This window comes from Sphingobacterium wenxiniae, from assembly GCF_900116225.1.
GTDB classification, from domain to species: domain Bacteria; phylum Bacteroidota; class Bacteroidia; order Sphingobacteriales; family Sphingobacteriaceae; genus Sphingobacterium; species Sphingobacterium wenxiniae.
Window position 1 is genome coordinate 61,485 of record NZ_FOZZ01000003.1, and the last position, 26,847, is coordinate 88,331.

17 protein-coding genes are annotated in these 26,847 nt (G+C 42.0%); 3 read left to right on the forward strand and 14 right to left on the reverse strand.

Annotated features, from left to right (window positions below):
• Nucleotides 1-17: 17 nt before the first annotated feature.
• Nucleotides 18-281, reverse strand: a complete 264-nt coding sequence (locus BM375_RS16985) for a hypothetical protein (protein WP_139227499.1) — start codon at nt 279-281, stop codon at nt 18-20.
• Nucleotides 282-510: 229 nt separating this feature from the next.
• Between BM375_RS16985 and BM375_RS05185 the strand changes: the two genes are divergently transcribed.
• Nucleotides 511-1,128 (forward strand): hypothetical protein, encoded by a 618-nt coding sequence (locus BM375_RS05185; protein WP_093364191.1) that lies wholly within the window; start codon nt 511-513, stop codon nt 1,126-1,128.
• Nucleotides 1,129-1,213: 85 nt separating this feature from the next.
• Nucleotides 1,214-1,891, forward strand: coding sequence for a hypothetical protein (locus BM375_RS05190; protein ID WP_139227500.1), 678 nt, complete (start codon nt 1,214-1,216; stop codon nt 1,889-1,891).
• A 154-nt stretch (nt 1,892-2,045) separates the two neighbouring features.
• On the opposite strand, the gene BM375_RS05195 is transcribed toward BM375_RS05190, so the two are convergent.
• From BM375_RS05195 to BM375_RS05215, 5 genes are all read right to left on the reverse strand, one after another.
• Nucleotides 2,046-4,244, reverse strand: coding sequence for a polysaccharide lyase 8 family protein (locus BM375_RS05195; protein ID WP_170852591.1), 2,199 nt, complete (start codon nt 4,242-4,244; stop codon nt 2,046-2,048).
• A gap of 121 nt (nt 4,245-4,365) precedes the next feature.
• Entirely contained in the window at nt 4,366-6,306 is a 1,941-nt protein-coding gene (locus BM375_RS05200; protein ID WP_093364196.1) for a RagB/SusD family nutrient uptake outer membrane protein, read from the reverse strand.
• Nucleotides 6,307-6,327: 21 nt separating this feature from the next.
• Entirely contained in the window at nt 6,328-9,615 is a 3,288-nt protein-coding gene (locus tag BM375_RS05205) for a SusC/RagA family TonB-linked outer membrane protein (RefSeq protein WP_093364198.1), read from the reverse strand.
• A gap of 284 nt (nt 9,616-9,899) precedes the next feature.
• Nucleotides 9,900-11,171, reverse strand: a complete 1,272-nt coding sequence (locus tag BM375_RS05210; protein ID WP_093364199.1) for a glycoside hydrolase family 88 protein — start codon at nt 11,169-11,171, stop codon at nt 9,900-9,902.
• Nucleotides 11,172-11,275: 104 nt separating this feature from the next.
• Entirely contained in the window at nt 11,276-12,541 is a 1,266-nt protein-coding gene (locus BM375_RS05215; RefSeq protein ID WP_093364201.1) for a DUF2264 domain-containing protein, read from the reverse strand.
• 155 nt (nt 12,542-12,696) lie between these two features.
• Here BM375_RS05215 and BM375_RS05220 point away from each other — a divergent pair, with 155 nt between their 5' ends.
• Nucleotides 12,697-16,569 carry a hybrid sensor histidine kinase/response regulator transcription factor gene (locus tag BM375_RS05220; protein WP_093364202.1) on the forward strand — a complete coding sequence of 1,291 codons (3,873 nt, stop codon included), beginning with the start codon at nt 12,697-12,699 and terminating at the stop codon, nt 16,567-16,569.
• A 25-nt stretch (nt 16,570-16,594) separates the two neighbouring features.
• Here the strand turns inward: BM375_RS05220 and BM375_RS05225 are convergent, their stop codons facing one another.
• From BM375_RS05225 to rnc, 8 genes are all read right to left on the reverse strand, one after another.
• Nucleotides 16,595-18,538: a heparinase II/III domain-containing protein gene (locus BM375_RS05225; RefSeq protein WP_093364204.1), complete on the reverse strand. Its 1,944-nt coding sequence runs from the start codon at nt 18,536-18,538 to the stop codon at nt 16,595-16,597.
• 1 nt (nt 18,539) lies between these two features.
• Nucleotides 18,540-19,778: a glycoside hydrolase family 88 protein gene (locus BM375_RS05230; RefSeq protein WP_093364205.1), complete on the reverse strand. Its 1,239-nt coding sequence runs from the start codon at nt 19,776-19,778 to the stop codon at nt 18,540-18,542.
• A gap of 155 nt (nt 19,779-19,933) precedes the next feature.
• Nucleotides 19,934-20,293, reverse strand: coding sequence for a CoA-binding protein (locus tag BM375_RS05235; protein WP_093364207.1), 360 nt, complete (start codon nt 20,291-20,293; stop codon nt 19,934-19,936).
• Nucleotides 20,294-20,316: 23 nt separating this feature from the next.
• The gene (locus BM375_RS05240; protein WP_398357152.1) at nt 20,317-21,492 is read right to left on the reverse strand and encodes a serine hydrolase domain-containing protein; all 1,176 of its coding nucleotides are present in this window, start codon (nt 21,490-21,492) and stop codon (nt 20,317-20,319) included.
• A gap of 166 nt (nt 21,493-21,658) precedes the next feature.
• Complete coding sequence (locus BM375_RS05245; RefSeq protein ID WP_093364211.1) at nt 21,659-23,287, reverse strand: pyruvate dehydrogenase complex dihydrolipoamide acetyltransferase; 1,629 nt, start codon at nt 23,285-23,287, stop codon at nt 21,659-21,661.
• Nucleotides 23,288-23,332: 45 nt separating this feature from the next.
• Nucleotides 23,333-24,328: a pyruvate dehydrogenase (acetyl-transferring) E1 component subunit alpha gene (pdhA, locus tag BM375_RS05250; protein WP_093364213.1), complete on the reverse strand. Its 996-nt coding sequence runs from the start codon at nt 24,326-24,328 to the stop codon at nt 23,333-23,335.
• Nucleotides 24,329-24,463: 135 nt separating this feature from the next.
• Nucleotides 24,464-25,843 (reverse strand): histidine--tRNA ligase, encoded by a 1,380-nt coding sequence (hisS, locus tag BM375_RS05255; RefSeq protein WP_093364214.1) that lies wholly within the window; start codon nt 25,841-25,843, stop codon nt 24,464-24,466.
• 192 nt (nt 25,844-26,035) lie between these two features.
• On the reverse strand, nt 26,036-26,782 hold the full coding sequence (gene rnc, locus BM375_RS05260; protein WP_170852593.1) for a ribonuclease III: 747 nt from the start codon (nt 26,780-26,782) through the stop codon (nt 26,036-26,038).
• Nucleotides 26,783-26,847: the final 65 nt, after the last annotated feature.

Consider the following 26,847-nt stretch of genomic DNA (forward strand, 5'->3'; position numbering starts at 1 on the left):
ATGTACAGCGATGGAAATTACATAACCAATAGCGCTATGCACATCACCAGTTGATTAGCGTACCATACCATTGCCCCAGGGTAATAGTACATTGCCGCAAAGGTATATACCCATACCGCAGATGTCACCACCAATAGCAACAAGCGCTTCAACACTGACGCATTGGTATAGTGCTTTAATCCGTTGGTCATCACTTCTTCTTCGCTGCACAGTATCAACAGACAAAAGCACATCAACATGCATCCATTGGTGAATACCTTTTGTGCATTGGTAATGTACAACGCCTCATTGGTGATGTAACACGGTAAGTATATACTTACTTAAAAATCGTTGTTTATTCGCCAGAATCGCAATTTTTACAAGTAAAAATTAAAAAAGCGGGTCAATCGGGTCACAACTTTTCCATCTCGCACAAAAAGTTGACCCAAATAGCCCCCTCTGTAAGAAGTACCTCTCCCTATATTTGACGCAGTAATTAATTTTTTTATTCACCATTAAATTTTAAGTATTATGGCAAAGCCTACATTAACATCAAAAACGCGTACAGATTCAAAGTTGGTTCAGTACGCTTCTAACGTGGTCAGTAAAACAACGGAAAATGCCTCGCTATTTCCAGATGCCACAGAAAAAGTAGCGCTGTTGAAAACTGCGCTCGACACGTACATGGGTTCTTTATCCGAAGCGGCATACCGTGATATGCGCCAGGTTATCATCAAGAACCAGCAGGCCACAGTCGTCAGGGAGTTACTGTATGATCTGTCACTGCATGTAGAGTCTGTCGCTAAAGGCGATCCAAACATCCTGTTAGCAGCGGGGTTTGTCCCCAGCAAGGACAATTCCAGCAGTATTGGCATATCGCCAAAGGCCAATGATCTTCGTGCTGTAGTTACCCATCCCGGCACCCAGACGGTGCAATTGCGCGTCAATGCTTGGCGACCTGCGAAGTATTATCAATTCGAATACCGCAAGGCGAACAGCCTCAATCCATGGACAACGGTACTCAGCACCAAATCCAGAACAGCCATATCCGATCTGGAATACCTGCAGGAATATGAATTTCGGGTGACCTATTTGGGGCCTAACCCCACACCCAACTACAGTGAGATTGTACGTTGCGTAGTGGTGTGACGACTACCTATCTGGTCTGCAGCAGCTGCGGGCCAGATACTTTTTTTCATTTATTTTTAGTAGCTTTAAACAGTAGAACATGCATATGAAAACCCTTACCATAGACCATCCCCTTCGTACCATCAGCTATAAAGTAAAGGACAATAGCTTCCCAACTCCATATGAGCTTCAGGTATTGGATAATTACCGATTAGCACACGACCAGGTCTGGTACATGAAACGCTTATTTGAAAGCGAAAAAGCGGAAGCGCAGCTGGCACTTATAAATCTTCATAAATTGGATGAAGAGCAGGAAGAGTTAAGCCGCATGCTCACTTTCTATAAAGGAGAACTTGATATCAACGATAAGAAACTGCATGCCAATGTGGATATCCATTTTCAGGTGGAACTCCGTAACTTCTACAATAGCGTAATCGAACAGCAGCAGAAGTTAGTCCGATTTTATGACCATATTGGGATACGAGACAGGGAATATACCCTTATTACAGATACCTATTATAAAGAAGAAAAGCCAGTGGATCCTTTACATTTTACCGTATTGGATTTCGTATTTGAACATTATGAGGATATGCAGGTAGATATCGTTTCACTCGACAAAGATCTGCAGGAATTTCTCGCAGAACTTTCCGATGTTTACCGTCTCTTAGATGCCTATATTGCACAGTTTAACCTTTTGTACAGAACATACGAAACTGTTTTGAAAAAGACAGCACAATTAACAAGGAGTGTGCAGGTATTTCAGGTAATCTGGGAAAATCAATAAAGAGGCTGCAAGCATATAGCTTACAGCCTAAAGCTTATTATTTACTGCTTAATAACCTCTTCGCCTTTCAGCATTCTGCCATAACGAATCAAGGCTTCCACATAGTAATAATCGGCATAGGTCAATATCCTCCCCTCCCGCAAGATTAAGCGGATTACAACCTATGGTTAGTGATATACGCTACAACCGATTTACCCGCCGTTTCAACGGTGGTAGGCAGCTCTAGATCTACATGTACTTCTATTCGTTCGGTAAATCTCGGCCATGTCATTTTTATGGAAACCCGTGCCAATGATTTGGTCGGATCAGCAACATGTAGCCTGAGTTCTCCAGAAGGCAATGGATGAACCATCAACAGACAAGGATCACTTACCTCTATTTGGATGTCTCCATAGTCAAATAGAGAGGTTGTATCATGAAAAACAAACCCATACAAATTTAATTCCTTATGCCGTACAGCCTGAATGTCGGCTTCATTCTTCAATATTTGGACATTATCTTTGGCCAAGTAATCTTGTATCTGTGATGTATCTTGAACATTTGGAACAATAATATAAGCATATTTCGCATTGGTGGGTGCCACACCATGCTTCAACCAGAGCGTAAACACATCCTTGGTCACATCAGCATCGAATCTACCGCTATTGATAGTAGACCATTTACCTGTCTGCTCCTTTGCCCTAAGTCCTACATCGCCACCATGAGGCAATACGTAGCCCACATTACCTTGTATGACCCATTCCAAATTATTGTCATAATCAGAACCGAAATTACCGTTACTATATGTCTGAACCACATTCCCTACTGTCGATGTGATGACATTACTTTGCAACAGACATTGGTTGAGTGTAGTCACGACCTCTTCCGTGCCTGTAGCATGGATACCAGCTCCTAAGCAAACCACTTCGTCATCAAAAAAGAACCAGGACTTTTTGGCCGTTGTGCTATTGTTATCAAGGTCATACACACTCACCCCTCTTATACTATCCGATACACCTCCCACGAAGGAGGTCGTACCATAAGTCCCCCATTGACGAGGTCTGACCATCGTTCCTTTTCTCGCCGTGACACCTGGTATCATAGACCAGTCCCACACCGGGAACACATCATAATATTCTGTACCCGTTACAGCAATTGAGGTGGCTCCATCCGATAAGAAGTAGCCCTCCAGATTTTCTCCATTGCCGTTTTCATTCCGAAAGGTTCGATCCGATACAGTACGCAATTCAACTGTATACCCAGGCTTGGTCTGCAAGGTGTAATCCGCCCGATAGTAATGTGTGTGCGCAGCCTCTACGCCACTATTGGCCGGCTGACTATTGTTCAAGCGTGCAATGGCACTGCGGTAAACAGAAGCATTGCTGGGGTCAATCGCTTTCATCCGCTCCAGTAGATTGACAAAGTCAGCCTGACTGACGGCCCGAGGTCTGGCAATGCTCCGGCCAATCGCATTAAACAAATAATTTTGCCCACGTATGACCCGCAAATAAGTGTGACGAACAAATTTACTCAAGTTATCCAGATTACCGTTATCCTGTGCATAAGACACCCCATCGATGTATAAAGCAACTCTGGTCGCAACATTGATGATATCCCAACCATAACCACCGATATACAACTGCGGACCATGCTGCAAGTACGAAAAATCAGGTTGTAACCCCTCGCCTACTGTGAAAGATAAAGGAAAAAGAGCCTGTTGGATTCCCTTGTTTAGCACGGTGGGGTCCTTGGCCAAGCATCCTCTGTATATCCAGTGCAGGGCAATATTCATTTTGTTGGCTCCAGTTCCCTGCGAACCACCTTGGTCAGGTGCTCCACCTTTATTCTTCATCCGGGCCAACAGAGCATTCTCCAATGCAGCTGGTAGTTGCTGTACGCCATTTCGCATCAACACCAAGATCTCTCCCACACGCTGTGGATAAGCAATCTGATCATAAAACCAATTCCAATGATCGGCGTCTTTATCATACCAGCACTGCAGCCCCTTCACTATAGCTATATGCAGCACCTCATCCTCGTGCAAATCACTTTGACTATTGGTGTAGACCAAAGCCATTGTTTTCAATCTATCCAGATGAGCAGTGGAGATTTTATCTCCTGTATAAGTCAAGTCATCCCAAGAGCCATCAGGGTTGACCGCTTCCATATAACGCTGTGCATTTGAAGTAACGGTTTCGTAGCTATCGATCTCACTGTACAGTAAATTGCTGATGTTTCCCAATATCTTCTCGTACACCGTAGCTTCAGCACCTCCGTTCATAACATAAGGAAGATTTACTGCCAAGGAAGGAAAACTAAAGATTATCCCTGACAAGCATACAGCAGTGATAAATATGGATTTTATAATTTTCATTGTGATAATAATTGTTGTACCACATTTGCAGCTTACACACAAACAAAATGCCATACATACACGAAGAAAAAAAAGCAGCCACTGTTATATACAGAAAAACAGTGGCTGCATAATTAGAATCTTAATAAATCCACCCTGGTGTCCTCGTCAGATTCGTGTTTTTATCCACTTCACCTTTAGGCACTCCCCATACATAATAGAAATCGCCTGGCCATGAAATTTTAACAGCCGCACTTGCTGCTCCCCATGCCCGTTGTGTTCCATCCTCTGATTTATCAAATTTTGTCTCTTTCAACGTACGCCAGCGCATCTCATCGAAGAAGTTGATACCCTCGTTGACCAACTCTCTACGACGTTCGTCACGCACGTAATCACGAGCAGTAACTTTGTCACCAAAGTTGGCAGCCATCGTAGGCATACCTACACGGTCACGTACTTGTTTCACTTTGGCTTGCGCCTCTGGCAGCCTATCCAACTCTACCAATGCTTCGGCCCACATCAACAACACATCAGCATAGCGGATGAGAGGCTCATCGATAGGGTTGGCTAATCTGTACAGGAACTCATGCCCTTCACCTGCAAATTTGCGGTGTAGATAGAATAAGTTTTCACTATTAGCTGTCAAGTCAGGTAATATACCAGGAATCAAGTCATCTTTGCCCACACCATTCGTATATGCTTTTGCTGCTGCCCAAGGCCAGCGCATCACATATTCCGGCTCATTATTTGTCGCCGGCGGATTGTTATCCAACGCTTTTATGGTATCGTACGGACAGATTATGCTGTAACGCAAGCGTGGATCACGTTTAGCATAAGCCGCTCTGATTCTATCTTCGTTACCTTCTTCTAAATACAAATTTTTTACCGAAGATAGTCCAGCGCCATTCAGCTTGGCATTGACTACAGAGGTAACTTTCTCATGAATATCTACTCCTCCGTCTTTTATATCGCGCAAGAAGAAAACCTCTCGCTGTACGGCAGGAGTAGTATTATACCCTGTAATGAAATCATCCCAATTGAATGCTTTGCTGGTGTTATTATCTACTTTGACCTCGTAAAGATCAGCTATAGCAGGTCTGATGTGCATATCTGTCCAGCTACCAGCATTGTCACCACCCCCCATTTGGAATGCTCCTTGTATTCGAGCTCTATTGATACCGAATGATTTCGTTGCGTCCTCCATATATTGTACGCTGAATATCATTTCATTGCTACTTTCATTAGGCTCTTTGAACAGTTGCTTGAAATCAGCATCTGTACCCGTCGGAGCGAATATGCCATAGCCCATCTCACCTACCTTAGCAAAGTCAGCTGCTGCAGCTTCGAAATCACTTTTCCCATCCTGACCTTGCCAACCTTTGCTCTGAGCTCTGTACAAGTATGCCTTGCCACGCAAAGCATAAGCCGCACCTTTGCTCGCTTTTCCATCTTTTTTGTTGACGTAGTTGTCTGGCAGATTCGGTTCGTTGATAGCCTCTGTCAAGTCGATAATGATCTGCTCCCATACGTCCATCTCCGCGGTCTGACCTTTTGTGTATTCATTGGCATTGACATTCTCCAAATAGAGCGGCACACCAATTCCATTACCTCCATACAAGGCATTGATATGAAGGTAAAACAGGGCCCGCAAAAACTTGGCTTCTGCCATCATCCTACCTTTACTCTCCTCGCTGATCGGTGCTCCCGAAAGACCCTCTATGGCGTCATTGGCTCTGTAGACACCTTTGTAAAACTTCACCCATTGCTCACTCAATATGGCACTGGAAGCTGTCACTCCGGCACGGAAAAAACCACCATTGTTATCATAATTGCCCTGACTAGTCATACCGAATATATCAAACAGGTAATTGCCGGCACCACCCGAATTGGCGACACTCGGTCCCCAACCTCGCAGTGTAGCATATACACCTGCCATCCCTTGTTCACACAATGCTTCGGATTGCCACATAGTCGACGATGCAAGGGTATTATAAGGATTTGTATCCAAGAAATTCTTTTTACATCCGCCAAAACTAAGCGATAACACAGCTAACCCTAATAAGCTATATTTTATTTTTTTCATGATTCTTCTATTTTTATGATATTAGAATGTAAGATTAATCCCACCCGATAGCGTCCGTGCTAATGGGTACACACCAAAACCTACGCCACCGATTTCCGGATCAACTCCTGGGAAATTCGTTATTGTCCATAAATTCTCTCCACTGAAAAACACCCGTAGATTACTAATTTTAGCACGTTGGGTAATCTCTTTAGGAATAGTGTATCCGACTTGCAGATTTTTCAACTTGATATAAGAAGCATTGTACAAAAAGTCGGTATTATTCTGGAACGTACCTCCACTGGTTTTCAAACGAGCATAAGGTGCTGTCAAATAATTGGAGTTAGGATCCAACTCGGGACTTGCATACTTCGTCTCATCAAAGAAGTAAAAATCATTTCGTGCATTGGCCGGCACAGTATTCTGTGGGCTACTGATAATCGGATAGTTCAACCCATTACCATAAAGATGGTAAGACATACCTGCTTGTCCAGACCACAACATACTGATATCGACACCTTTCCACTCGGCTGATAATTGCAAACCAAAATTGTATTTCGGCGTGTTGGATATTCCTGTCCATTGACGGTCATACTCATTACCATAGTTGCCATCTCCATTGTTATCAGCATAGATGTATTCACCATACCAATACCTGGTACGATCGACAGCTGCAGAGGTCTGCCCATTGAACTTGTAACCTGCCGCCACCATATCATTTACCCATTGTAAATCTTCTGAAGTACGAATCATCCCGTCTCTTGGACCACCATTAGGGTTGACGGAACCATCCGAATTGTTATAGGTACCTGTACCACGGTATGTAGTCTGTAAAAACTGATCGCCCAACATGTGCCCCTCGGGTCTATTATTCAGTGCAGCGTAGTTCAGGTATTTATAGATTGGGTTCCCATGTACATCTAAGTCATTCTCATCATAACCATATTCCAGTTCTCCTAAATACTTCACGACACGGTTTTTGTTGTATGAGAAATTACCCGTAACACCATAGCGTACGTTACCGATTTTGTCTCGCCAACTGGTCGTAATTTCGAAACCATTATTACGCATACTTGCGGAATTTTCCATCGGAATAGTAATATCGCCTCGTGTAGAATAGGCAACAGGCGTGGTAAGAATCCCCTCTGTCAACCGTGAGTACACATCAAACTCCAAATTCAGACGATGTTTCAAAAACGCTGCATCAAAACCTAAATTGCTCGATGTCACATGTTCCCATGTCAACAACGTATTCGGTAATTGAGAAGGATACAAGCCTTTGGTTTCCGTACCATTCAACACGACGTTGGTCGAAGCATACAAGGCTTGCCAAGCGTAATAGCTGGAAGTCACATTACCCAATTGCCCCCAAGATCCTCTTATTTTGAAATCATCAACCGCATTTTTCAAAGGTTGGAAAAATGACTCTTCACTCAGACGCCTCCCCACGGACACCGAAGGAAAAACGCCGTATCTGTGATCAGGAGCAAAGCGTGATGAACCATCACGACGAACATTACCTTCAAAAAGGTATTTGCCTTTATACGCATAATTCACACGCGCAAATTGTGAAATCATCGAATAGTCACGCTCATAATCGCCGCCTATCGATGCCATCTCAATACCTGTGGTAATATCTGTCAACGAATAATCTAACAAGCCTCTTCTCGTTGCGTTGAAACCATTGTAATTCCAATAAGTCTGCTCATAGCCCGCAAGTGCTGCTACATCATGGTCACCGAATGTTTTCATATAGTTCAATGTACCAATCAGGTTACGTGCTATCTGGCGTGTGAATGATTTAGATGTCGTTGCAAGACTTAGATTGCCATTGTACTCCGCCAACGGCTCACCTGTCCTGAAGCTGTATCGCTTAACATTGACATCGTATCCTTTTTTATCCCATATTGCATCTTGATAATTGAACCTCACTTCTGCATTCAAGCCTTTGATTAGCTCTGCATTCACGTACCAGGTTGTATTCAGTCGGGAAGTAATATTCTTGCCATCGCGCAAGATCAATCGTGCTAATGGGTTTTCCATGTTCATTGGATTCATCGCTGCATTCAGCGTAGGATCTTCGAGCGCACCGTATTTGCCATCGTGTATAGGTGTCATCGCTGGCACCATCTGATTGATGTAGTATAGCGCGCCATCTGTCGTCGGATCAGCTACATCGCCGTAACGCTGATTGAAGTAAGTTCTGGTACCTATTTTCAGAAAATTAGCAACTTTCGTCTCTACATTGGCACGAATAGAATATTCGTCGAGTGAAGTATTGGGCATCGTCCCTGGATTGGCTTGATAACCTGCCGACAATAAATATGTACTATTTTCACTACCACCCGAAGCCTGCACGGTATGTTTGTGGTAAAAACTTGCGTAATAAAAATATTCAGTCCAATCGGTATTCGGATAAGCTAAATAATTAGGTACACCCCACGGATTATTTGTTCCATTTGGATCGGATGAAGCTGCTCGCCATATATCGATATCCGATTGTTTGTATGGCAATAGCGTAGGATCATTGGTTACACCGACAGGGTTGAGATTGGCTGTCGCCCTATTGTGCATGTCCATCCACTCTGCAGTATTGGACTCGATACTGAATTTGGAGCTCACATTGGTCTGCGCAAATAACGATGAATAAGAAACCTTAGGAGCTGTATTGAGTCTACCTCCTTTGGTCGTGATGAGTATTACACCATTGGCAGCACGCGAACCGTATATGGCGGCAGAAGCAGCATCTTTCAAGATACTGATACTTGCGACATCCTCCGGATTGATAGCATTGATAGCATTACCTTCGTCGACAACCACACCATCGATGACAACCATCGGACTGTTGGATCCTTGAAAAGTACCCGTACCACGAACGAGGATACCAGCACCGTCACTTCCGGGACGACCGCTACCTTGCCTAACCTGCACCCCACTCGCCAGACCTCCTAATCCAGAGGAAAGATTCGCCATAGGCCGGCTTTCCAATTTGTCGGAGCCTACACTCGCAACAGACCCTGTCATGTTGACCTTTTTCTGCACACCATACCCCACAACGACGACTTCGTCCAAATCTTGGCTGGACTCTTGTATCACCACAGATAGCACCGCCCCATCCACAACTTTCTCGACTTGACTAAAGCCCACAGCCGTGATTACGAGGGTTTGCCCTCTATCGACCGTAATCGAAAAGTTACCTTGATCATCTGTAGAAGTTGACACAGAAGAGTTTTTAACAGTTACTGTTGCTCCAGAGACAGCAGTCCCTTCTGCTGAAGTCACTCGACCAGTGACCGTTTGTTGGTAGAAAACACTGTTTTCATGAACAATTGACTCAGAAGCTTTTACCCCCCCCCGTTGATAGTAGCTAAAGTGCTAACACTCAACAGAAAAACTAAATGAATCTTTTTACCAATAAAGGAGGCATTTGTAAATCTCTTTATCATAAAATTTGATTATAGTTAATTATTTTTTTGCATTATTTATACTTTTCTCTTTAGCAAAGCCCCTTTTCATACCCTTGCTTTCTTATCTGATTGTAGTCTTTCTGCTCTTATATCGTATCCTCCTTTCTTCGATTTCACACAAGATTTGATTCCACAGGTATGTAAAATTTACTGCTTAATAACCTCTTCGCCTTTCAGCATTCTGCCATAACGAATCAAGGCTTCCACATAGTAATAATCGGCATAGGTCAACGGAACATCGACTTCTGTTTCATGTGGAATGGAGCCCACACTGTGTTTCAGAATATAGCCACCATTATCTTTATAGGCCGCTTTATAAGGTTCGCGCGAAAGCGATTCCAACATTTTTTCCGACTTAGTGATGTAATTGGCACTTTCCTCACCTTCAGTATATAGGCTTAACTCCAATAATGCAGACGCTACAATCGCCGCCGTAGAAGCATCACGCAAGTCTTTTTGCGCATAGTATTTGCTGTCCGACGTTAGCTTATCCTGATCGAAGTCCCAATAAGGCACCAAATCTTCCGGCAGGTTAGGGTGATTCAAATAAAAATCGGCAATACCTCTCGCTTGTTTAAGATAGGCTTCATCTTTCGTTTCGCGGTACATTACGGTGTAGCCGTACAGCGCCCATGCCTGTCCCCTTGCCCATGCCGATTCATCAAATGCGCCCTGTGCCGTTTTCTTCGCTATCACCGATCCGTCCTCCGGATTGTAGTCAACGACATGGTAGGAGCTATAGTTGTCGCGAAAATGTTCTTTTAAGGTCGTATTCGCATGTGTCTTCGCAATCTCTGTATACCGTGGGTTTCCGGTTATCTTAGAAACCTGTGTTAAAAATTCCAAGTTCATCATATTGTCAATGATAACCGGATAAGTCCAAGGCTGTCCATCCCAGTTTTTGCCGCCATCCCACGAACGGATCGTTTTTGTGCTTTCTTTGAAACGGGATGCCAAAGATTCAGCGCCGGTAGCCAACACTTCTTTATATGCGCTCGAATCTCCGGTTAAACGCAACGCATTTCCGAAACTGCAAAACAGCATAAAGCCTAAATCATGCGTTGTCGTGTTATGTTTTTCCTTTTCTAGGTATTTTAATTTGCTCTTCGCTATATCCAACAATTCTTGATCTCCCGTTGCTTCATAAAGATACAAAGCCGTGCCCGGATAAAAACCCGAACACCACCATGCCGTACCCCAGTTCACATGCTTCCCATCCTTAAAGGTTGTCGGAATATCCGACTCCTGGATTTGAGATTCTAAATACTTAATCTGTTTAGAGGCATCATTCAACTGCTGCGTGACGAACGCTTCGCTAAGTTTCAATGCTGCTTTATCTTGTTTATGCTGGGCACAAGACTGGAGCCCTATACTGCCGGCAATAATCACCGCCAATATACTTTGCTTTACTTTTATCATTTTCTTAATTATAGTTATCAGTAGTCCGTGTACAGTGGTCAGTAATTTATCCAACTATTGACCTCTGTCGACTGACTACTATTTACTGTTTACTGACCACCAAACTAATAAGTCACATAATAATCTTTCGGGAAAGTCTCTCCCGCAAATATCTTCTGCGAAGTCCATTTCTCGGGTTTACAGGTCCAGAATTCATCATCTGCCGGTAAGCCCAAGGGTAGGAACGATAGGGAAGCTACGTACATAGAGCCGGCATTGGTATAATAATCTGCCAGATTCTGCTGTTCTACCCCCACAACGCCCATCGTCAACCATCCGGATTTTCCGATATTCCTCCCTTTGTAAATATGTTTTAATACGGCGGTTAATGCCGCGCGCACTTGACCTTTGCTGATATCCTCTGGTAGTTGATTGTCCAACGCTACCGCAGCCAAAGGCTGAAAAGCTGCATTTCGATAGGTAGATGAACGGCCAACTACGGTATAATAGCCCTCTGGCGATATTAATCTTTCCAAATGGTGGGCATACCTTTGCATCCGCTTATATGCACGCTCATACATTTCCTGATAATGGTTGCCTGCGTCAAGGTTGTGTTTCAACGATTCCACCTGCATACAATGGATTACATAGCCGTTATAATGGTCAAAGCTAAACCGATCGCCATCACTATACCAGCCATCGCCGACATACCATTCTTTATCAAATTTATTAACCGCATAATCGATTTTTTCGCGCACGCATTCCTCACCTATAAAATGCAGAAAGGTCTCTGTCATCGCTGCAAAAAGCAACCAATTGCTCTCATTGGGTTTGATCATACGCAACAATTTAAATTCCTCTACGACTCGCTTTTTCGTAATTTCTGAAAGCGGTTCCCACAAGGCCTGTGGTGCACGGAGAAATGCCTGCGCCAAGTGTGCCGCATCAACCAGGGTTTGGGAGGATGGCCCGCGCCAGGTGAAATAATCTGGAGATTGCGGGTCTAAACCGTATTGGATACCCAGTAAAGCCTGTTCTCGGAATTTTTTGCGGAGCTTACCTTCTGTCGTTTCATCATCGGGCAAAGCAAGCCATGGTGCCATCCCAGCGATTAAACGTCCAAATGCTTCCAGATAACCCACTCCCGAATCTCTGCTGTCAAAAACAGGGCTTACTTCCATAGGCATATTCTTCCGAAACTCTTGCTTACTGATATTCTCCAGTATGGGCGTTGCTATATGTGACAAGACAGATACCCAATAGGCCCGATCATCTTGTACAGCCTCTTCACTTCCTGTAAATATATTTAAGGATGCCTTACCTTGAGCAGGAGAAATCAACGCTCCCATCCCAAATGTTGCCAAGAATTTGAATACTGTCCGTCTGTTCATTTTTGGTTATATATTTTAAGTTTACAAACAAGAAGTCGGTCGATTAACAACACAAAATTAGCAGCCCCCCACCTTTTATAGGGTGAATTTCATAAAGAAATAGGGGTAAAATCGTAAATTAGCCAAACGAACTACAGCTTAAAACTCCTAACATTATGATTTTATTTTTACGTAAAATATTATGTATCTGCACAATAACACTCTTAAACACCCAGTTACTAACTGCTCAGAACCTACAGTTCCATACCTTAACAGAAGAAAATGTTTTTGATAAACAGCCTGTTCTGTCCATCGTTCAGGACAACAACGGTAGACTGTGGTTTGCAGGAGGAACTGACATTTATCACTATAATTCTGAACGAATCACCGATTTAAAAGATCAGGATAGTTCATGGAATGACATCGGTTATATCACAAAATTAGCCATCAACACTGATAATCAACTTTTTATAGCTTCATCTACAGGCATACACATATATAACACTGAAAAACAGATATTTACTTCCCCCCCATTTATTGTAAAAAATAACATACTTCCTCTAGATATCCTCGATATCTATGCTGTCAAAAATCAGCTGTACTTAGCTACCAAAAAAGGTTTATACCTCATCCTTCTTGATTCACAAGAAATCATGCCGCTCATCCAAGGCAAAGCTGTATATGCTTTTGCTCCAATAAATACCAAATTATACTTCGCAACAGCAAACAGTGTCGAATACTTGGAGATAGCGCCCCAAATAAACAAGCCTAGCATCAAAAAAATACTGGATATTCCTACCACCATCACATCGGATGATTTGATTACCACACTATTCCTTGACCAACAACATATCTGGATCGGGACAAAGCTTCATGGCATCTTCCATTATGATCCTTCCCAAAAGAAAATCATAAATTATAATGAAAACAACACCAACCTGCTGAGCAATTATGTTAGAAAAATAACCAAAGGTCCTAATGGCAACGTATGGATTGGCACGCTCAAGGGACTTTCCATTTACGCTGGTAACACCACTTTTCAAAATCATTATCATAATTCCTTTGCACCGCAGACCCTTAGTCAAAATTCAATCTACGATATCTTTATAGACAGACAGCAGATTGCATGGATAGGAACATATTTTGGAGGGATGAATGTGGTCTATCCTACAGCAATTCATGCGAAAGTATACGCCACAAAAGATACGCCCCCATTTCGATTAAGTAGCGATATCATTGGCAGTTTCGTGGAGTCAGAAAATGGATATTGGATAGGAACAGAAGAGGATGGAATCAACTTCTTAGATAAAAGAACTGGACAAATAAAAACCGTACGACACTATGCACAATCCAATCTGATTAAAGATTTATACCTAAAGGACGACAAATTATACATTGCTCAATTCTCTGGCGGTTACTCAATTGCCAATATTAAGAATAATAGCGTCCAGAACTTTATTCTAAGCAAGGACACTCTAGATGTGGTGAACAATGTATTCAGTATATACACTGATGATAATCAAAAGGTATACCTCGGAACTAATGTGGGTCTGTATATCCAAAATGGTGATAACGCCCCACCTACTCGGGATTCCTCTGTCCCGCAGACAACTATCCATAAAATCAAACAAGACAACAACGGAAACTTATATTTACAGCAAGGAAATCGTCTTTTTGTCAAAAAGAATCGAGAGGGTAGTTTTCAACATATAGAGAAACTTGGCTCGCTAAACGTCAGTGATTTTTTCATCGAAGCAAATAAGCTCTGGCTGACTGTGGCCGATCATGTTTACAGACTAACTGATTTTGAAAAGTTAGATAGTATCGTACAATTAAAGGGGAATCAACTGGGGGCAATAGTAAAACTAGCCGACCAGCTCTGGTTAACTAGCAAGCAGGGGTTAGTCTATTATGATTTAAACACCCAATACATGAATATCCTCACAAAGGAAGATGGATTACCAAGCAACAACTTGGGAGCTGCGAAAATATACATTGACCAAAAGCAAAACATATTCTTAGCCACGCAGAATGGTCTTGTTTCTTTTTCATCCCAGGATATTTCCTTTAATAAGCAAAAACCACACGTGTTTTTTTCGGCTATTAAAGTAAACGATAAAACACTTCCTCAGCAAAGAATAGAAACCGATGAAAATACACAGACCGTAACTATACATCTAAATCACGATGAGACCTTCCTTGCTATTGATTTTGCTGGATCTAATCTAATCAGACCTGCCAAAAACCGTTATCGCTATATGTTAAAAGGATTCGATTCCGACTGGAAAGAAATCTCTTCTTCAAATATTCAGTACAGCAACCTTCCGGTTGGAGAGCATGTACTCAGCGTCTATGTCAGTAACAATGACGGCGTATGGAGCGACACTCCTCTTGTCATAAAACTCATCGTACACCCTCCTTTTTATCTCTCTTGGTGGGCATTTATTATATATGCCATCCTTATATTGGCTGCCATACATTTTATTATTAAGTTTATCGTTGAGCGGGAAATACTCATCAATTCTGAAAAGGAGCAGGAAAAGAAAATCAAGTTTTTCACCCAGATTTCTCATGAAATCCGCACGCCACTGACACTTATAACCGCTCCACTCGATGAAATTATCCACGAAACAGCTAATCAAAGTAATACGCAGCAAAAAATACTACGTATAAAAAAGAACACCAATAAATTACTTGCTGTTATCAATGAATTATTAGACTTCAACAAATTCGATGAGAAGCAACAAAAATTAAGATTACAAAAAATAGATCTAAGTACCTATTTAGAAGATTCCTTCTATCTGTTAAGCGACTTAGCACAGTTAAAAGAGCTCAATTACTATATCCGAAGATTAGATAAAGGTGGATTATTTTGGATAGACCCACAGCAATTCGACAAGGTTATGTTCAATCTGCTGTCTAATGCTATAAAGTATACACCAAAGGGCGGAACCGTATACCTTGATTTCATCAAAACAGCGCAAGGAGCCGAGATATGCATTGTAGACAATGGAGTCGGTGTATCCAAAGCTAATCAGTTCAAGATATTTGAAGAATACTATCGACAGGAAGCAACGGAAGATGTAATAGGAACAGGCATCGGGCTGTCGCTTACTAAAAAAATCATTGAACAACACAGCGGAGATATCATCTGTGAAACCTTAAACATAGACAATAAGTCTTGGACTATGTTCAAAATATCGTTAGAACAAAAGTTCGATACCGATACTGACATACAGCTTATAACTTCGTCATATAAATCAGACACCGAGGTATTTTCTACTGTTCAGGCCGAGAGCATGAATGACAGCCAGGAAACCATCCTTATCATCGAGGATAACAAAGAGTTATTGGGTATCATTACAAACATATTCCAAGAAAGCTACCAGGTCATAACCGCGCAAGATGGACAAGAAGGTTTCGATAAAGCAAAACAATACCTCCCAAGTCTTATTATTTCAGACATGATGATGCCCAAAATAAATGGTCTTCAACTCTGCCAATTACTCAAAGAAGACCTTTCCACAAGTCATATTCCCTTCATCTTACTCACAGCAGTAAACGACGAAAACATCCATACCGAAACACTAAAATATGGAGCAAATATATACCTAACCAAACCATTTGATAAGGGTCAACTCTATCTGTCCGTTCGAAATCTTTTGGCTATAGCGCAAAAACAAAGAAAAGATTTTCAAATCAAGACAAATATAGAAAATGAAATCGATCAGAAATTCATCACGACACTTGACCAACTTATTGAAGAACATATTATGGACGATGGGTTCGATGTGAATTATATCTCCCGTGCGATGGGTATGAGTGCGCCAATCCTCTATCGTAAATTAAAAGCCATAACAGATCTATCGCTTAACAATTATGTCAAATCATACAGACTCAATAAAGCAAAAGAATTATTAACAACCTCACAGATAATAAATATCAGCGAGGTCGCTTATGCCGTCGGGTTTTCCGACAGAAAATATTTTAGCCGGGAATTCAAAAAACAGTTTGGTATTACTCCCTCAGAATATATCGCTGAAAAGTAACAACTTATTGTTTTTACATCTCCTATTATTGGTTAACGACTTCTACTGTATACGGAACACTTTGCTTTAGCTTGTTCCCTTTCACCGATAATTTAATGCGGAACACTTGATCACCCCAAATTTTCGCAATCCGAATATCTTCTATGCTTTTAGCCTCTACGGAAGGTTCCACAACCTTACTATCAAATCCAATCTTAACCAATTTGCCATTAGCCAAAGTCAAGCTGATGGACGAATGTTCCACAATAGGCTTCACAGGAGTCATCAACATGATTTCAGAAGGCTGGATCCATTCTTCCAAAACATAGTCTTCGGTAATCAATAAGCGGTTGACAGTAGGCGAAAAGATTAATTCGCGGTTCCATTGTTTTACCCGAGCCTCTTTGGGATAGGCCTGGCTTATATCAATGGAATAGGTATACGTATTTCCTTTTTGTTCAAATTTCACATCTTGAGCCGTAAAGGCTTTGCCATCCTTTTGCTGTATACCATTGATGATCGGAAGGTTATGCCATTGCGATTGCATATTCCACAAAGCGTATCTATTTGGACCAAAGGTCTCCTTCGTATACGTCCCGACACCGACATCAATAAGAACAGGCAAAGAGTCTAAATACAACATAAAGCTTCCTACATCATTATGGTTATGGCTCACACCATTTGTCCCACCGATAGCGGCAAAGAACAAATCACCTTTTGCATGATTGCTCCTCAGCGTTGCCATCTGCAAGCTCTCATAATAATGCGCTGTATTTTTTCGTAATGCAGTACCATCTGTTTTTCTCAAATCATGATACACTCCGGCAGTCATTAAAAAATCCTGTACAGATCCCAACGACAATGTTTCGCCTTTTATACCGTCCAGATAAGCTGCAAAAGCTTTCAACGATGCGTCATCATACAACGTTCCGTATGTCCATATCTTAGCCGGATAAGGCACCTGTATCGCCTCTGCATCAGCAAAGTTCAAAAAACGATTTCCTGTAATATGTGCATGCAGGATATAGTTTCCCATTTGGTGGATTTTATTGTTTTCTTTGAAAGACACCCGTTGTCCGGAAGCATCTTCCAGCCACTGAATCATCTGCCCAAGTTCGCCTGCGGCATGTCCCCAATAAGAAGGACCTTCTTCACAAGCCCCATCCTCAGGATAAAAATCAATAAACTTATCCGCACTGACCATGAGTTTCTGCAACACCTTCCGCAAACGAACATCATCGGTGTCGACCAATAAAGCCGTCTTCAGCACATTCGTATTCACCCATATATTCCAGTTGTTGACCAATGTTCCTTCCCGTAGGTTCATCCACCAGAAATCATCCCGCTCCGCATAAGGCGTCAATATTTTATCCGCTAATTCTTTGACTATTTTCTTAGATACTTGAGGCGAATATTCGTCCAATTCATCCTTAAGCAGAAGATATATGGCCGACAGATCCGCAGCTGTCCTGCCTGCCCCCAAATCAATATAGCTATCCAAAGGGTCGGCCAAACCTGCACCCGATTTTTGTACCACAATATGTGCGGGGCTAACCCAAGTGCTTTCCTCCAAGGTCAACCATAGACCATTTACGATTTGTGGAATAAATCGGCCTTTATTTTCTACTAATTCTCCCAGCACCAATCGTGACAATACATCTCGACGTTTATTGACCGTTTGCTCGTAATTAGTACGGTTGCCATTAAATTTGTACTCCATGTACTGTGTAGCAAACAAAGACGGCCAATCAAAATCTTGAACACGCTCAGCAGATACTATTACTTTCTGCTTCTCAGCGGATGGGAGTCGGTCAACATATCCTCGCCATTCGTGAAGCTTTTGCATGCGCCATGAAGGGAGTGATTCCACTATACCATTAATCTGCTCTATGTTTATTTTATCTTGTAGCATCTGTTGAGCGGACAATTGCGATTGACCAGAGCCAAGAACCAGCAGTAAAAAAGCTATATATAACTGAAATCCTCTCATCTTACAAACCTTTTACCAACACATCTCCCTCCAACAATCGCTTGTAGCGTACCAAGGCCTCTATATAGTAATAATCCGCATAGGTCAATGGCACATCTACCTCCGAGTTGAGTGGCAACGCACCAACACTATGCTTCAAGATATAGCCGCCGTTCTCTCCCTGAGCAGCTTTATATGTAGGCGAAGAAAGGTTTTGGATAAGCTGTTCAGCTTTGGAGAAATAAGTGGTAGATTTTGTTCCTTTGGTGTATTGTGCCAGCTCCAACAAAGCCGAAGCATACAATGCTGCCGCAGAAACATCCCGCAAGTCTCTTTGCTCATACGTTTTACTATCCGTAGAAATCTTATCCTTGTCAAAATCCCAATAAGGTACCAAGTCCGCCGGCAGATTTGGGTGAGATAAGATATAATCAGCTATCTTCTGGGCTTGCCTTAGATAAGCTTTCTTTTTCGTTTCTCTATACATCATTGTATAGCCATACAGTGCCCAACCTTGTCCACGCGACCACGCTGATTCATCAAAAGCCCCTTGATGGGTCTTCTTTGCCAACACTTTCCCAGTATGTTCATCATAATCTATAACATGGTAACTACTGAAATCTTCTCGGAAATGGTTCTTAATTGTCGTATTCGCGTGTGTTTCTGCAATTTTCCGATATTGAGGATTGCCGGTTATATGGGATGCCTGTGTCAAAAACTCCAGATTCATCATGTTATCGATGATAACAGCATAGTTCCAAGATCCCCAAGACCATGATTTGATGACCTTCGGTTTATCATGGTAGCGAGAGGCTAACGAGTTTGCCCCGGTTAATAGAACTTCTTTATAGGCCGCAGAATCACCCGTTAACCGTAATGCATTCCCAAAACTGCAATAAAGCATAAAGCCCAGATCGTGTGTCCCGGTATTGTGTTTTTCTTTCTCTAAATGCTTCAGTTTTTGTTGAGCCAGATCCAATAAGCCTTGATCTCCCGCTCCCTCATACAGATACAACAATGTTCCCGGATAAAAACCAGAGCACCACCAATCCGAATTGGAAAATTTCTGTTGACCGTTCTCAAAAGTTTTCGGGAATTTATCTTCCGGGGTTACTGATGCCAAATACTTGATTTGGTGACTTGCCTCCTGAAGTTGTTGCTCAATAAAATCTTTCGATAAGGTAAGTTTGGAAGTATTTTGTGCTTCAGTTGTCTGAATAAAGCACAGCGCTGCTAGTAAAAAGAAAGTGTATAGTCTCATGTGAATTAGATTTATACAACTAATATATCCTTTACAAGACAAGCATGCAAATGGGAAAACATGCCGTTATCAACTACAACGTTTTCAAAACGCGAGCAAACGTTTGCGTAAAATAATATAATTTTTAGTCTCGGGGTTAACCCCGAGACTAAAAATTAATACTGGTTCGTATTCAACATCACCAGCGTGCAAGCCTCCACAGCCTCTATACCAGCGGCTTCAAGTTTCGCCTTTAATTCCTCATTCTCCGTACCAGGGTTGAAAATTACCCTGTTGGGCTTCGTCTGCAATATATAGTCGTAATACACCGGTTGGTTTTTCGGGCCCACATAAAGCGTAATGGTGTCAATATCATTATGTATACGATCCGTAGATTCAATCTCTACTCCTGCCACCTCACCAACTTTTCTACCAACATTGACAATCGGATACCCCTTACGAACTAACTTATTGGCAACCAGATAAGAATACCGAGCAGAATTTGTACTCGCACCAAGGATTAATGTTTTTTTCATACAATTGAAATATGTGTTATAAGTTAGTTTACTATAAAATCTCCATTTGCATTATATGCATTTTGCCTCAAAATAGGCATTTTTAAAATTTCATACAACTCATCCAGCTTTACTAAGCTCCCATTAGCCATATTGGAGAGTAGCACAATGGTAATATCACTCGTTAAATCCCGGACATACAAGTTACGAAAACCGTGCCACCATCCTGTATGATAGACAATCTGATTTCCTTCCGGAGAAAACGTTCGCCAACCATAACCATAGCTAAAAAGATTACGCTTCGCATCGTTCCTCGGTAAATAAGCCGAATCCAAAAGAGCTTTATCTAAAACACGACCTTCATTTAAAGCCCTATCCAACAGATACAAATCCTGAACAGTGCTATAAATTCCTTTATCACCCACCGGGCCATCCAGAAAATTCTGAACAACAGAACGACGCCATACCTTGTCATGTCCGATTACATCTGTCGGTATCTTTTCGTATACCGCTTTAGACAAAACGGCTGTATTTTTCATTCCCGCAGGTCTAAAAATCTTTTCATTCATGTACACGGCGAAATCCTGACCAGTAACCTTTTCAATAATGCCCGCAAGCACCATATAATTGGAATTATTGTAATGGAAACGACCGTCCGGTGCACCATATCGATTTGGCTTATGTTCAATCAACAAGTTGATCGCATCCATATTGCTCATCCCCTTTTTCTTATCCTTCCACACTCCTTCGGCGAAATAGACATAATTTGGTAGTCCACTACGATGCGTTAACAGCATTTGTATCGTGATGCCCGGATAAGGGAAGTCGGGAAAAAAGTCATTAACCGTCTGATCCAGTCGAACCTTTTCTTCCTCGACCAATTTGAGTACGCCCAATGCCGTCATCGGTTTTGATACCGACGCCAGTTCAAATTTAGAATCTATTTTCAAGCTATCTTTTTTAAGATAATCCGCCCAGCCAAAGGTATTTTGATAGATAATCTTTCCCTTCTGTGCAATGAGCACATTCCCGTTAAAAGCTGATTTCTGATGAAGCTTTTGCATAAAATCATCTATTTGCTTATTGGCTTCTTCAGGTTGATAAAGTAGCGCAATGCTATCTTTTTCTTCCTGCTTTTGCTCTATTACTCGCTGCTTGGCCTCCGGAGAGGAGCATGCTAAAAATCCAATTACAATACCTACTACAATACTTAATCTCAAAAAATTCACGTTCACAAAAATCCCCTAAATAATAGTGTTCTTCAATGTTTAATACAGTTCTCCCAAAATAGTATTTATTCAAAAGAAAATCAACAAAAATAGATAAAATAAAAAACGGTCCTGGAAAATTCCCAGGACCGTTTTTTATTTTATCAGCAAATATGTGTTATGCTAAAAGTCGGATTGGTGCTTCTAACAAGCCTTTCAATGTCTGTAAGAAAGCCGCACCTGTTGCCCCATCCACTACGCGGTGATCGCAACCTAAAGTAAGTTTCATGATGTTACCAGGAACTACTGCTCCATCCTTCACCACCGGAACCTGTTGAATTGCGCCAACAGATAGAATTGCGCCATCAGGAGAGTTGATGATCGATGTAAATTCGTCAATACCAAACATACCCAGGTTAGATACGGTGAACGTAGATCCTTCCCAATCTGCAGGTGTTAATTTCTTAGTTTTTGCTTTTCCTGCAAAGTCTTTCACCTCTGCCGAAATATGCGATAGGCTCTTGCCATCTGCAAAGCGTACAACAGGAACCAATAAACCGTCTTCCACGGCCATAGCAACGCCAATATTGGTATGCTCATTGAAACGGATCTTATCGCCTTGCCATGAAGAATTTACGGCAGGGTGTTGTTTCAATGCTACAGCTACCGCTTTGATAACGATGTCATTGAAAGAGACTTTTACCGGTGCTACCGTATTGATTTGTGCACGCGCTGCAATAGCGTTGTCCATATCGATACTTACCGTCAAATAGAAATGTGGCGCTGTAAACAACGATTCTCCCAAACGGCGAGCGATGGTTTTACGCATTTGCGATACATTTTGCTCAGTATATTTCTCTTCACCAACGTACTGTGGCAAGGAGATCGTTTTGGTTTCTGTAGCTGGGGCAGAAGTAGCTTCTGCTGCTTTTGGAGCTGCAGAAGGAACAAAGCTCTCTACGTCTTTCTTCACTACGCGTCCCCCTTCAGCAGAACCTTTTACATCGTTCAAGTTGATACCTTTCTCTTTCGCAATTTTGCGTGCTAATGGAGAAGCTTTCACTCTTGAATCATCATTCGAGCTGCTTGAAGCCGCTGGTGCCGCGCTTTCTGCCTTAGCTTCCGCTTTAGGGGCTTCGGCTTTATCCGCTTTGGTAGATGATTTTGGCTTTTGGTTCAATAAAGGGGTTACATCTGTACCTGCAGGACCTACAATAGCAATAATGTCGTTCACTTTCGCTGCTTGGCCAGCTTCTACACCAACATACAACAATGTACCTTCTGCATAAGCAGTCACTTCCATTGTCGCCTTATCGGTTTCTACATCTGCAATAGCATCATCTGATTTAATCGTATCCCCAACTTTAAAGTTCCATTGTGCAATGACACCTTCAGTCATGGTATCACTCAACAAGGGCATCGTGATTACCGTACAATCTAAATCCTCAGCCGATACGGATGAAGTAGAATCTTCTTCTGTGGATTCTTCTTTTGCAGGTTCCGCTTTATCTTCTTTCGCTTCTTGCTTAGGGGCATCGCCTCCTTCCAATAATGCTTTGTAATCTTCACCCTCTTCGCCCAAAACCGCGATAACAGCATCTACTGCTATCGCTTCACCTTCTTTAGGGCCAATATATAACAATGTTCCTTCTTGATAAGATTCGAAGTCCATTGTTGCTTTGTCTGTTTCAACTTCTGCGATAAGATCGCCCGAGTTTACCTTGTCACCGACTTTTTTGTGCCATTTAGCGATAACCCCTTCGGTCATGGTATCGCTCATTTTCGGCATTTTTACTACTTCAGCCATTTGTTATAGTAGATTATATCTTTAAGTTAAAGTAATTCCGCTTAATTAATCCATTACAAAAGGATAATCCTCCTGCACGTATATATCTTCATAGATTGCTGAAGGATCTGGATAAGGTGACTCTTCTGCAAATTTCACAGAATCTTCAACTACTTTTTTCACACCAGCTTCTACTTCCGCAAACCAAGCCTCATCAGCATATTTGTTTTCCAAAATTGCCGCTTTGGTTGAAAGCAATGGATCACGACCTTTATACTCTTCTAATTCTTCTTTTGTACGGTATTTAGCCGGATCGGACATCGAGTGTCCTTTATAACGGTATGTACGGATTTCCAAGAAAGTAGGTCCTTCACCTGCACGTGCACGTTGTACAGCTTCATCCATCGCATTGTGGACAGCGACAACATCCATTCCGTCAACAGGTGCACTTGGCATGTCAAAACCTAAACCTATCTTATAAATGTCCTCCATATTGGTCGTACGTTTTACGGAAGTACCCATCGCGTAACCATTGTTCTCACAAACAAAGATAACAGGTAATTTCCACAACATGGCCATGTTGAAGGTTTCGTTCAATGCACCTTGACGCACTGCACCATCACCCATAAAACAAACGTTAACATTATCATTGCCCAAGTATTTTTCAGCAAAAGCAATACCAGCTCCCAAAGGAATCTGACCACCAACGATACCGTGTCCGCCCATCATTTTATGTTCTTTGGAGAAGAAGTGCATAGACCCCCCTTTTCCTTTGGAACATCCGGTCACTTTACCAAAAAGCTCTGCCATACATTCGTTAGCCGACATACCTTTTGCCAAAGCATGAGCATGGTCACGGTAAGATGTAATTACAGAATCTTCTGGCCGAGTTGCAGAGATAGTTCCTGCCATGACAGCTTCCTGACCAATGTAAAGGTGACAAAATCCACGGATTTTTTGCTGACCATATAGCTGACCTGCTTTCTCCTCGAACTTGCGCATGAGTAGCATAGATTTATACCACTCTAAATATGTTTCTTTTGTTATAGGTGTTGAACTCATTTTAAATGAATTGAATTTCTTAACTAAACCGAGACAAATCTAATCAATTATAACGATATTTCGGATAAATTTTCAGACGGAAATAACCGACTTTTGTCACAAAATCAATAAATAAGCCACAAAAGGCATGAAAAATTATTTCAACCGAGCGATTACATCTTCTGCCGAAAGCTTTTGCTGTTCCCCCGTCTCCATATGCTTCAGGGAAAGTAATCCCGATTGCATCTCTTCTTCCCCAATCAACAACACATACGGAATCCGTTTTGCATCCGCATAGCTCATCTGCTTTTTCAGTTTCGCAGCTGTAGGATATAACTCTGTTGCAATGCCTTCCTGACGAAATTTCTGTAGCAAAGGCAAGGTAAATAGCTCCGTTGATTTATCAAAATTGGCAATAAGCACTTTCGTCGTCGCTCCTGCCGATTGCGGGAATAGTCCCAACTCTTCCAATACATCGTATATACGGTCCGCACCAAAGGAAACACCGACACCGGTCAAATCTTTCAAACCAAACATCCCGGTTAAATCGTCGTAACGACCTCCTCCTCCAATGCTTCCCATAGCAACCTCATTGGTCTTCACCTCAAAGATACAGCCTGTATAATAGTTAAGCCCTCGAGCTAGCGTTATATCCACTTCAACACATTTCGTCAATAACTCCGCACAACCTAGGGATGTGATATAAGCAAACACTTCCTCTATCTCAGCCACGCCTTGTAAACCGGTTGTTGACTGCGCAAGCACTTCTTTGATCTGTGTCAATTTCTCGGTATTATCGCCTTCCAAAAGGATAATAGGTTTCAATACTTCTAAATCTTCCGCTGAAAATCCTCGCTCGATAAGTTCTTTATTTACCCCTTCCAAGCCTATTTTATCCAACTTGTCGATCGCTACTGTCATATCCACGATAAGCTCTGGCTTACCGATAACCTCGGCGATACCGGTCAAAATCTTACGGTTATTGATCTTTATCGTAAAATCCCGCAATCCCAACAAGGACAACGCTTCATGGTAAATAAGGATAAACTCCGCTTCATTCAATAATGAAGGTGAACCCACCACATCTACATCGCACTGATAAAACTCCCTATAACGACCACGCTGCGGACGATCCGCACGCCATACCGGCTGAATCTGAAAACGCTTGAACGGCATAGCCAATTCATGCTGATGCATAACCACATAACGGGCAAAGGGGACAGTCAGATCATAGCGCAACGCTTTCTCTGAAATATGAGGGATTAACTTGTTCGAGGATTTTTCCTGCAACAGGTTTTCCGGAGCTTTACTAAGATAATCACCAGAATTAAGTATCTTGAAGATCAACTTATCGCCTTCCTCCCCATATTTACCTGTTAACGTAGATAAATTTTCAAAAGAAGGTGTTTGGATTTCGTTGTACCCAAATTTTTTGAAAACTGTTTTTAGAGTATTGAAGATATAATTTCTTTTCTCCATTTCTGCCGGAGAAAAATCACGTGTGCCTTTCGCTAAAGAAGGTTTTATAGTCGCCATAGCGCAAAGGTAATAAAAAAGGAGTTTTAGAAATTAATTGTTTAAAGAGATTAGGGGTTTAATTGCTTAAAAGAGGTTAGGTGGTTAAGTGTTTGGAGCTTATTGTTGAAAAGGGAAAGAAGAACTAAGCGTTTATGTTAACAGTGAGAAAGCTAAACCTTAACCCGTTAACTCCTAAACAACTAACCAAAATTAAACTGTTTCGGTTTCAAATACCTTTAGGTTTTCACAGGCTTTTTCAGCGGCAAGTTTCTCTGCGCTTTTCTTATTGAAATCCTTCCCTACGCCGCAAGATTCCCCATCGACCATCACCTCTACTGTGAAGAGTTTCGAGGACTCTCCCGGAGGGTTTTCCACTTGCACAAATTGCACGTCTTTCCCTAAATGCTGACACCATTCAATTAACCGGCTTTTGAAATTGGTTTCGGTAATTTCCAACAGATGAATATCAACATGAGGCTTAATAATGCGTGTAAGCAGGAACTCCCGAGTGAAACGGTAGCCTTTGTCGATATACACAGCACCGATCAGTGCCTCAAAAGCATCGCCCAACAATGAGCCTTGTTTATTGGGATAGTGAATCATTCGGGCATCATATTCAATAAGCTCATTGAACCCCAACTTACGGGAAAGTTGGTTAAGATTAGCTCGGCTTACGATTTTGGAGCGCAACTCCGTCAGAAAACCTTCGTCTTTATATGGATATAACTTAAACAGCAATTCGGCCACTACAGAGCCTAACACTGCATCCCCCAAAAACTCCAAACGTTCATTGCTATTCTTTACCCCCTCTTTGATAGGGATAGCGACAGATTTATGCCGAAAGGCCATCTGATAAAGCTTTACATTGCCAGGCACAAAGCCAAGAATGTTCTTTAGTTTACGGATGTAAGCTTTATTCGGTGAGAAGTACAAGTAATATATCCTTGACAAAGGCATTCGCTATCTATAAACAAGCAATAGGCCGTTTCTTACGAAACCGCCTATTCATTTTATCTTGAACT

Excerpts from the sequence above, each read along its gene's own strand:
- pdhA (WP_093364213.1), bottom strand. The coding sequence starts at position 24,328 with ATGAGTTCAACACCTATAACAAAAGAAACATATTTAGAGTGGTATAAA.
- BM375_RS05195 (WP_170852591.1), bottom strand. The coding sequence starts at position 4,244 with ATGAAAATTATAAAATCCATATTTATCACTGCTGTATGCTTGTCAGGG.
- BM375_RS05185 (WP_093364191.1), top strand. The coding sequence starts at position 511 with ATGGCAAAGCCTACATTAACATCAAAAACGCGTACAGATTCAAAGTTG.
- BM375_RS05215 (WP_093364201.1), bottom strand. The coding sequence starts at position 12,541 with ATGAACAGACGGACAGTATTCAAATTCTTGGCAACATTTGGGATGGGA.
- BM375_RS05210 (WP_093364199.1), bottom strand. The coding sequence starts at position 11,171 with ATGATAAAAGTAAAGCAAAGTATATTGGCGGTGATTATTGCCGGCAGT.
- rnc (WP_170852593.1), bottom strand. The coding sequence starts at position 26,782 with ATGCCTTTGTCAAGGATATATTACTTGTACTTCTCACCGAATAAAGCT.
- hisS (WP_093364214.1), bottom strand. The coding sequence starts at position 25,843 with ATGGCGACTATAAAACCTTCTTTAGCGAAAGGCACACGTGATTTTTCT.
- BM375_RS05245 (WP_093364211.1), bottom strand. The coding sequence starts at position 23,287 with ATGGCTGAAGTAGTAAAAATGCCGAAAATGAGCGATACCATGACCGAA.
- BM375_RS05235 (WP_093364207.1), bottom strand. The coding sequence starts at position 20,293 with ATGAAAAAAACATTAATCCTTGGTGCGAGTACAAATTCTGCTCGGTAT.
- BM375_RS05190 (WP_139227500.1), top strand. The coding sequence starts at position 1,214 with ATGAAAACCCTTACCATAGACCATCCCCTTCGTACCATCAGCTATAAA.
- BM375_RS05230 (WP_093364205.1), bottom strand. The coding sequence starts at position 19,778 with ATGAGACTATACACTTTCTTTTTACTAGCAGCGCTGTGCTTTATTCAG.
- BM375_RS05220 (WP_093364202.1), top strand. The coding sequence starts at position 12,697 with ATGATTTTATTTTTACGTAAAATATTATGTATCTGCACAATAACACTC.
- BM375_RS05225 (WP_093364204.1), bottom strand. The coding sequence starts at position 18,538 with ATGAGAGGATTTCAGTTATATATAGCTTTTTTACTGCTGGTTCTTGGC.
- BM375_RS05200 (WP_093364196.1), bottom strand. The coding sequence starts at position 6,306 with ATGAAAAAAATAAAATATAGCTTATTAGGGTTAGCTGTGTTATCGCTT.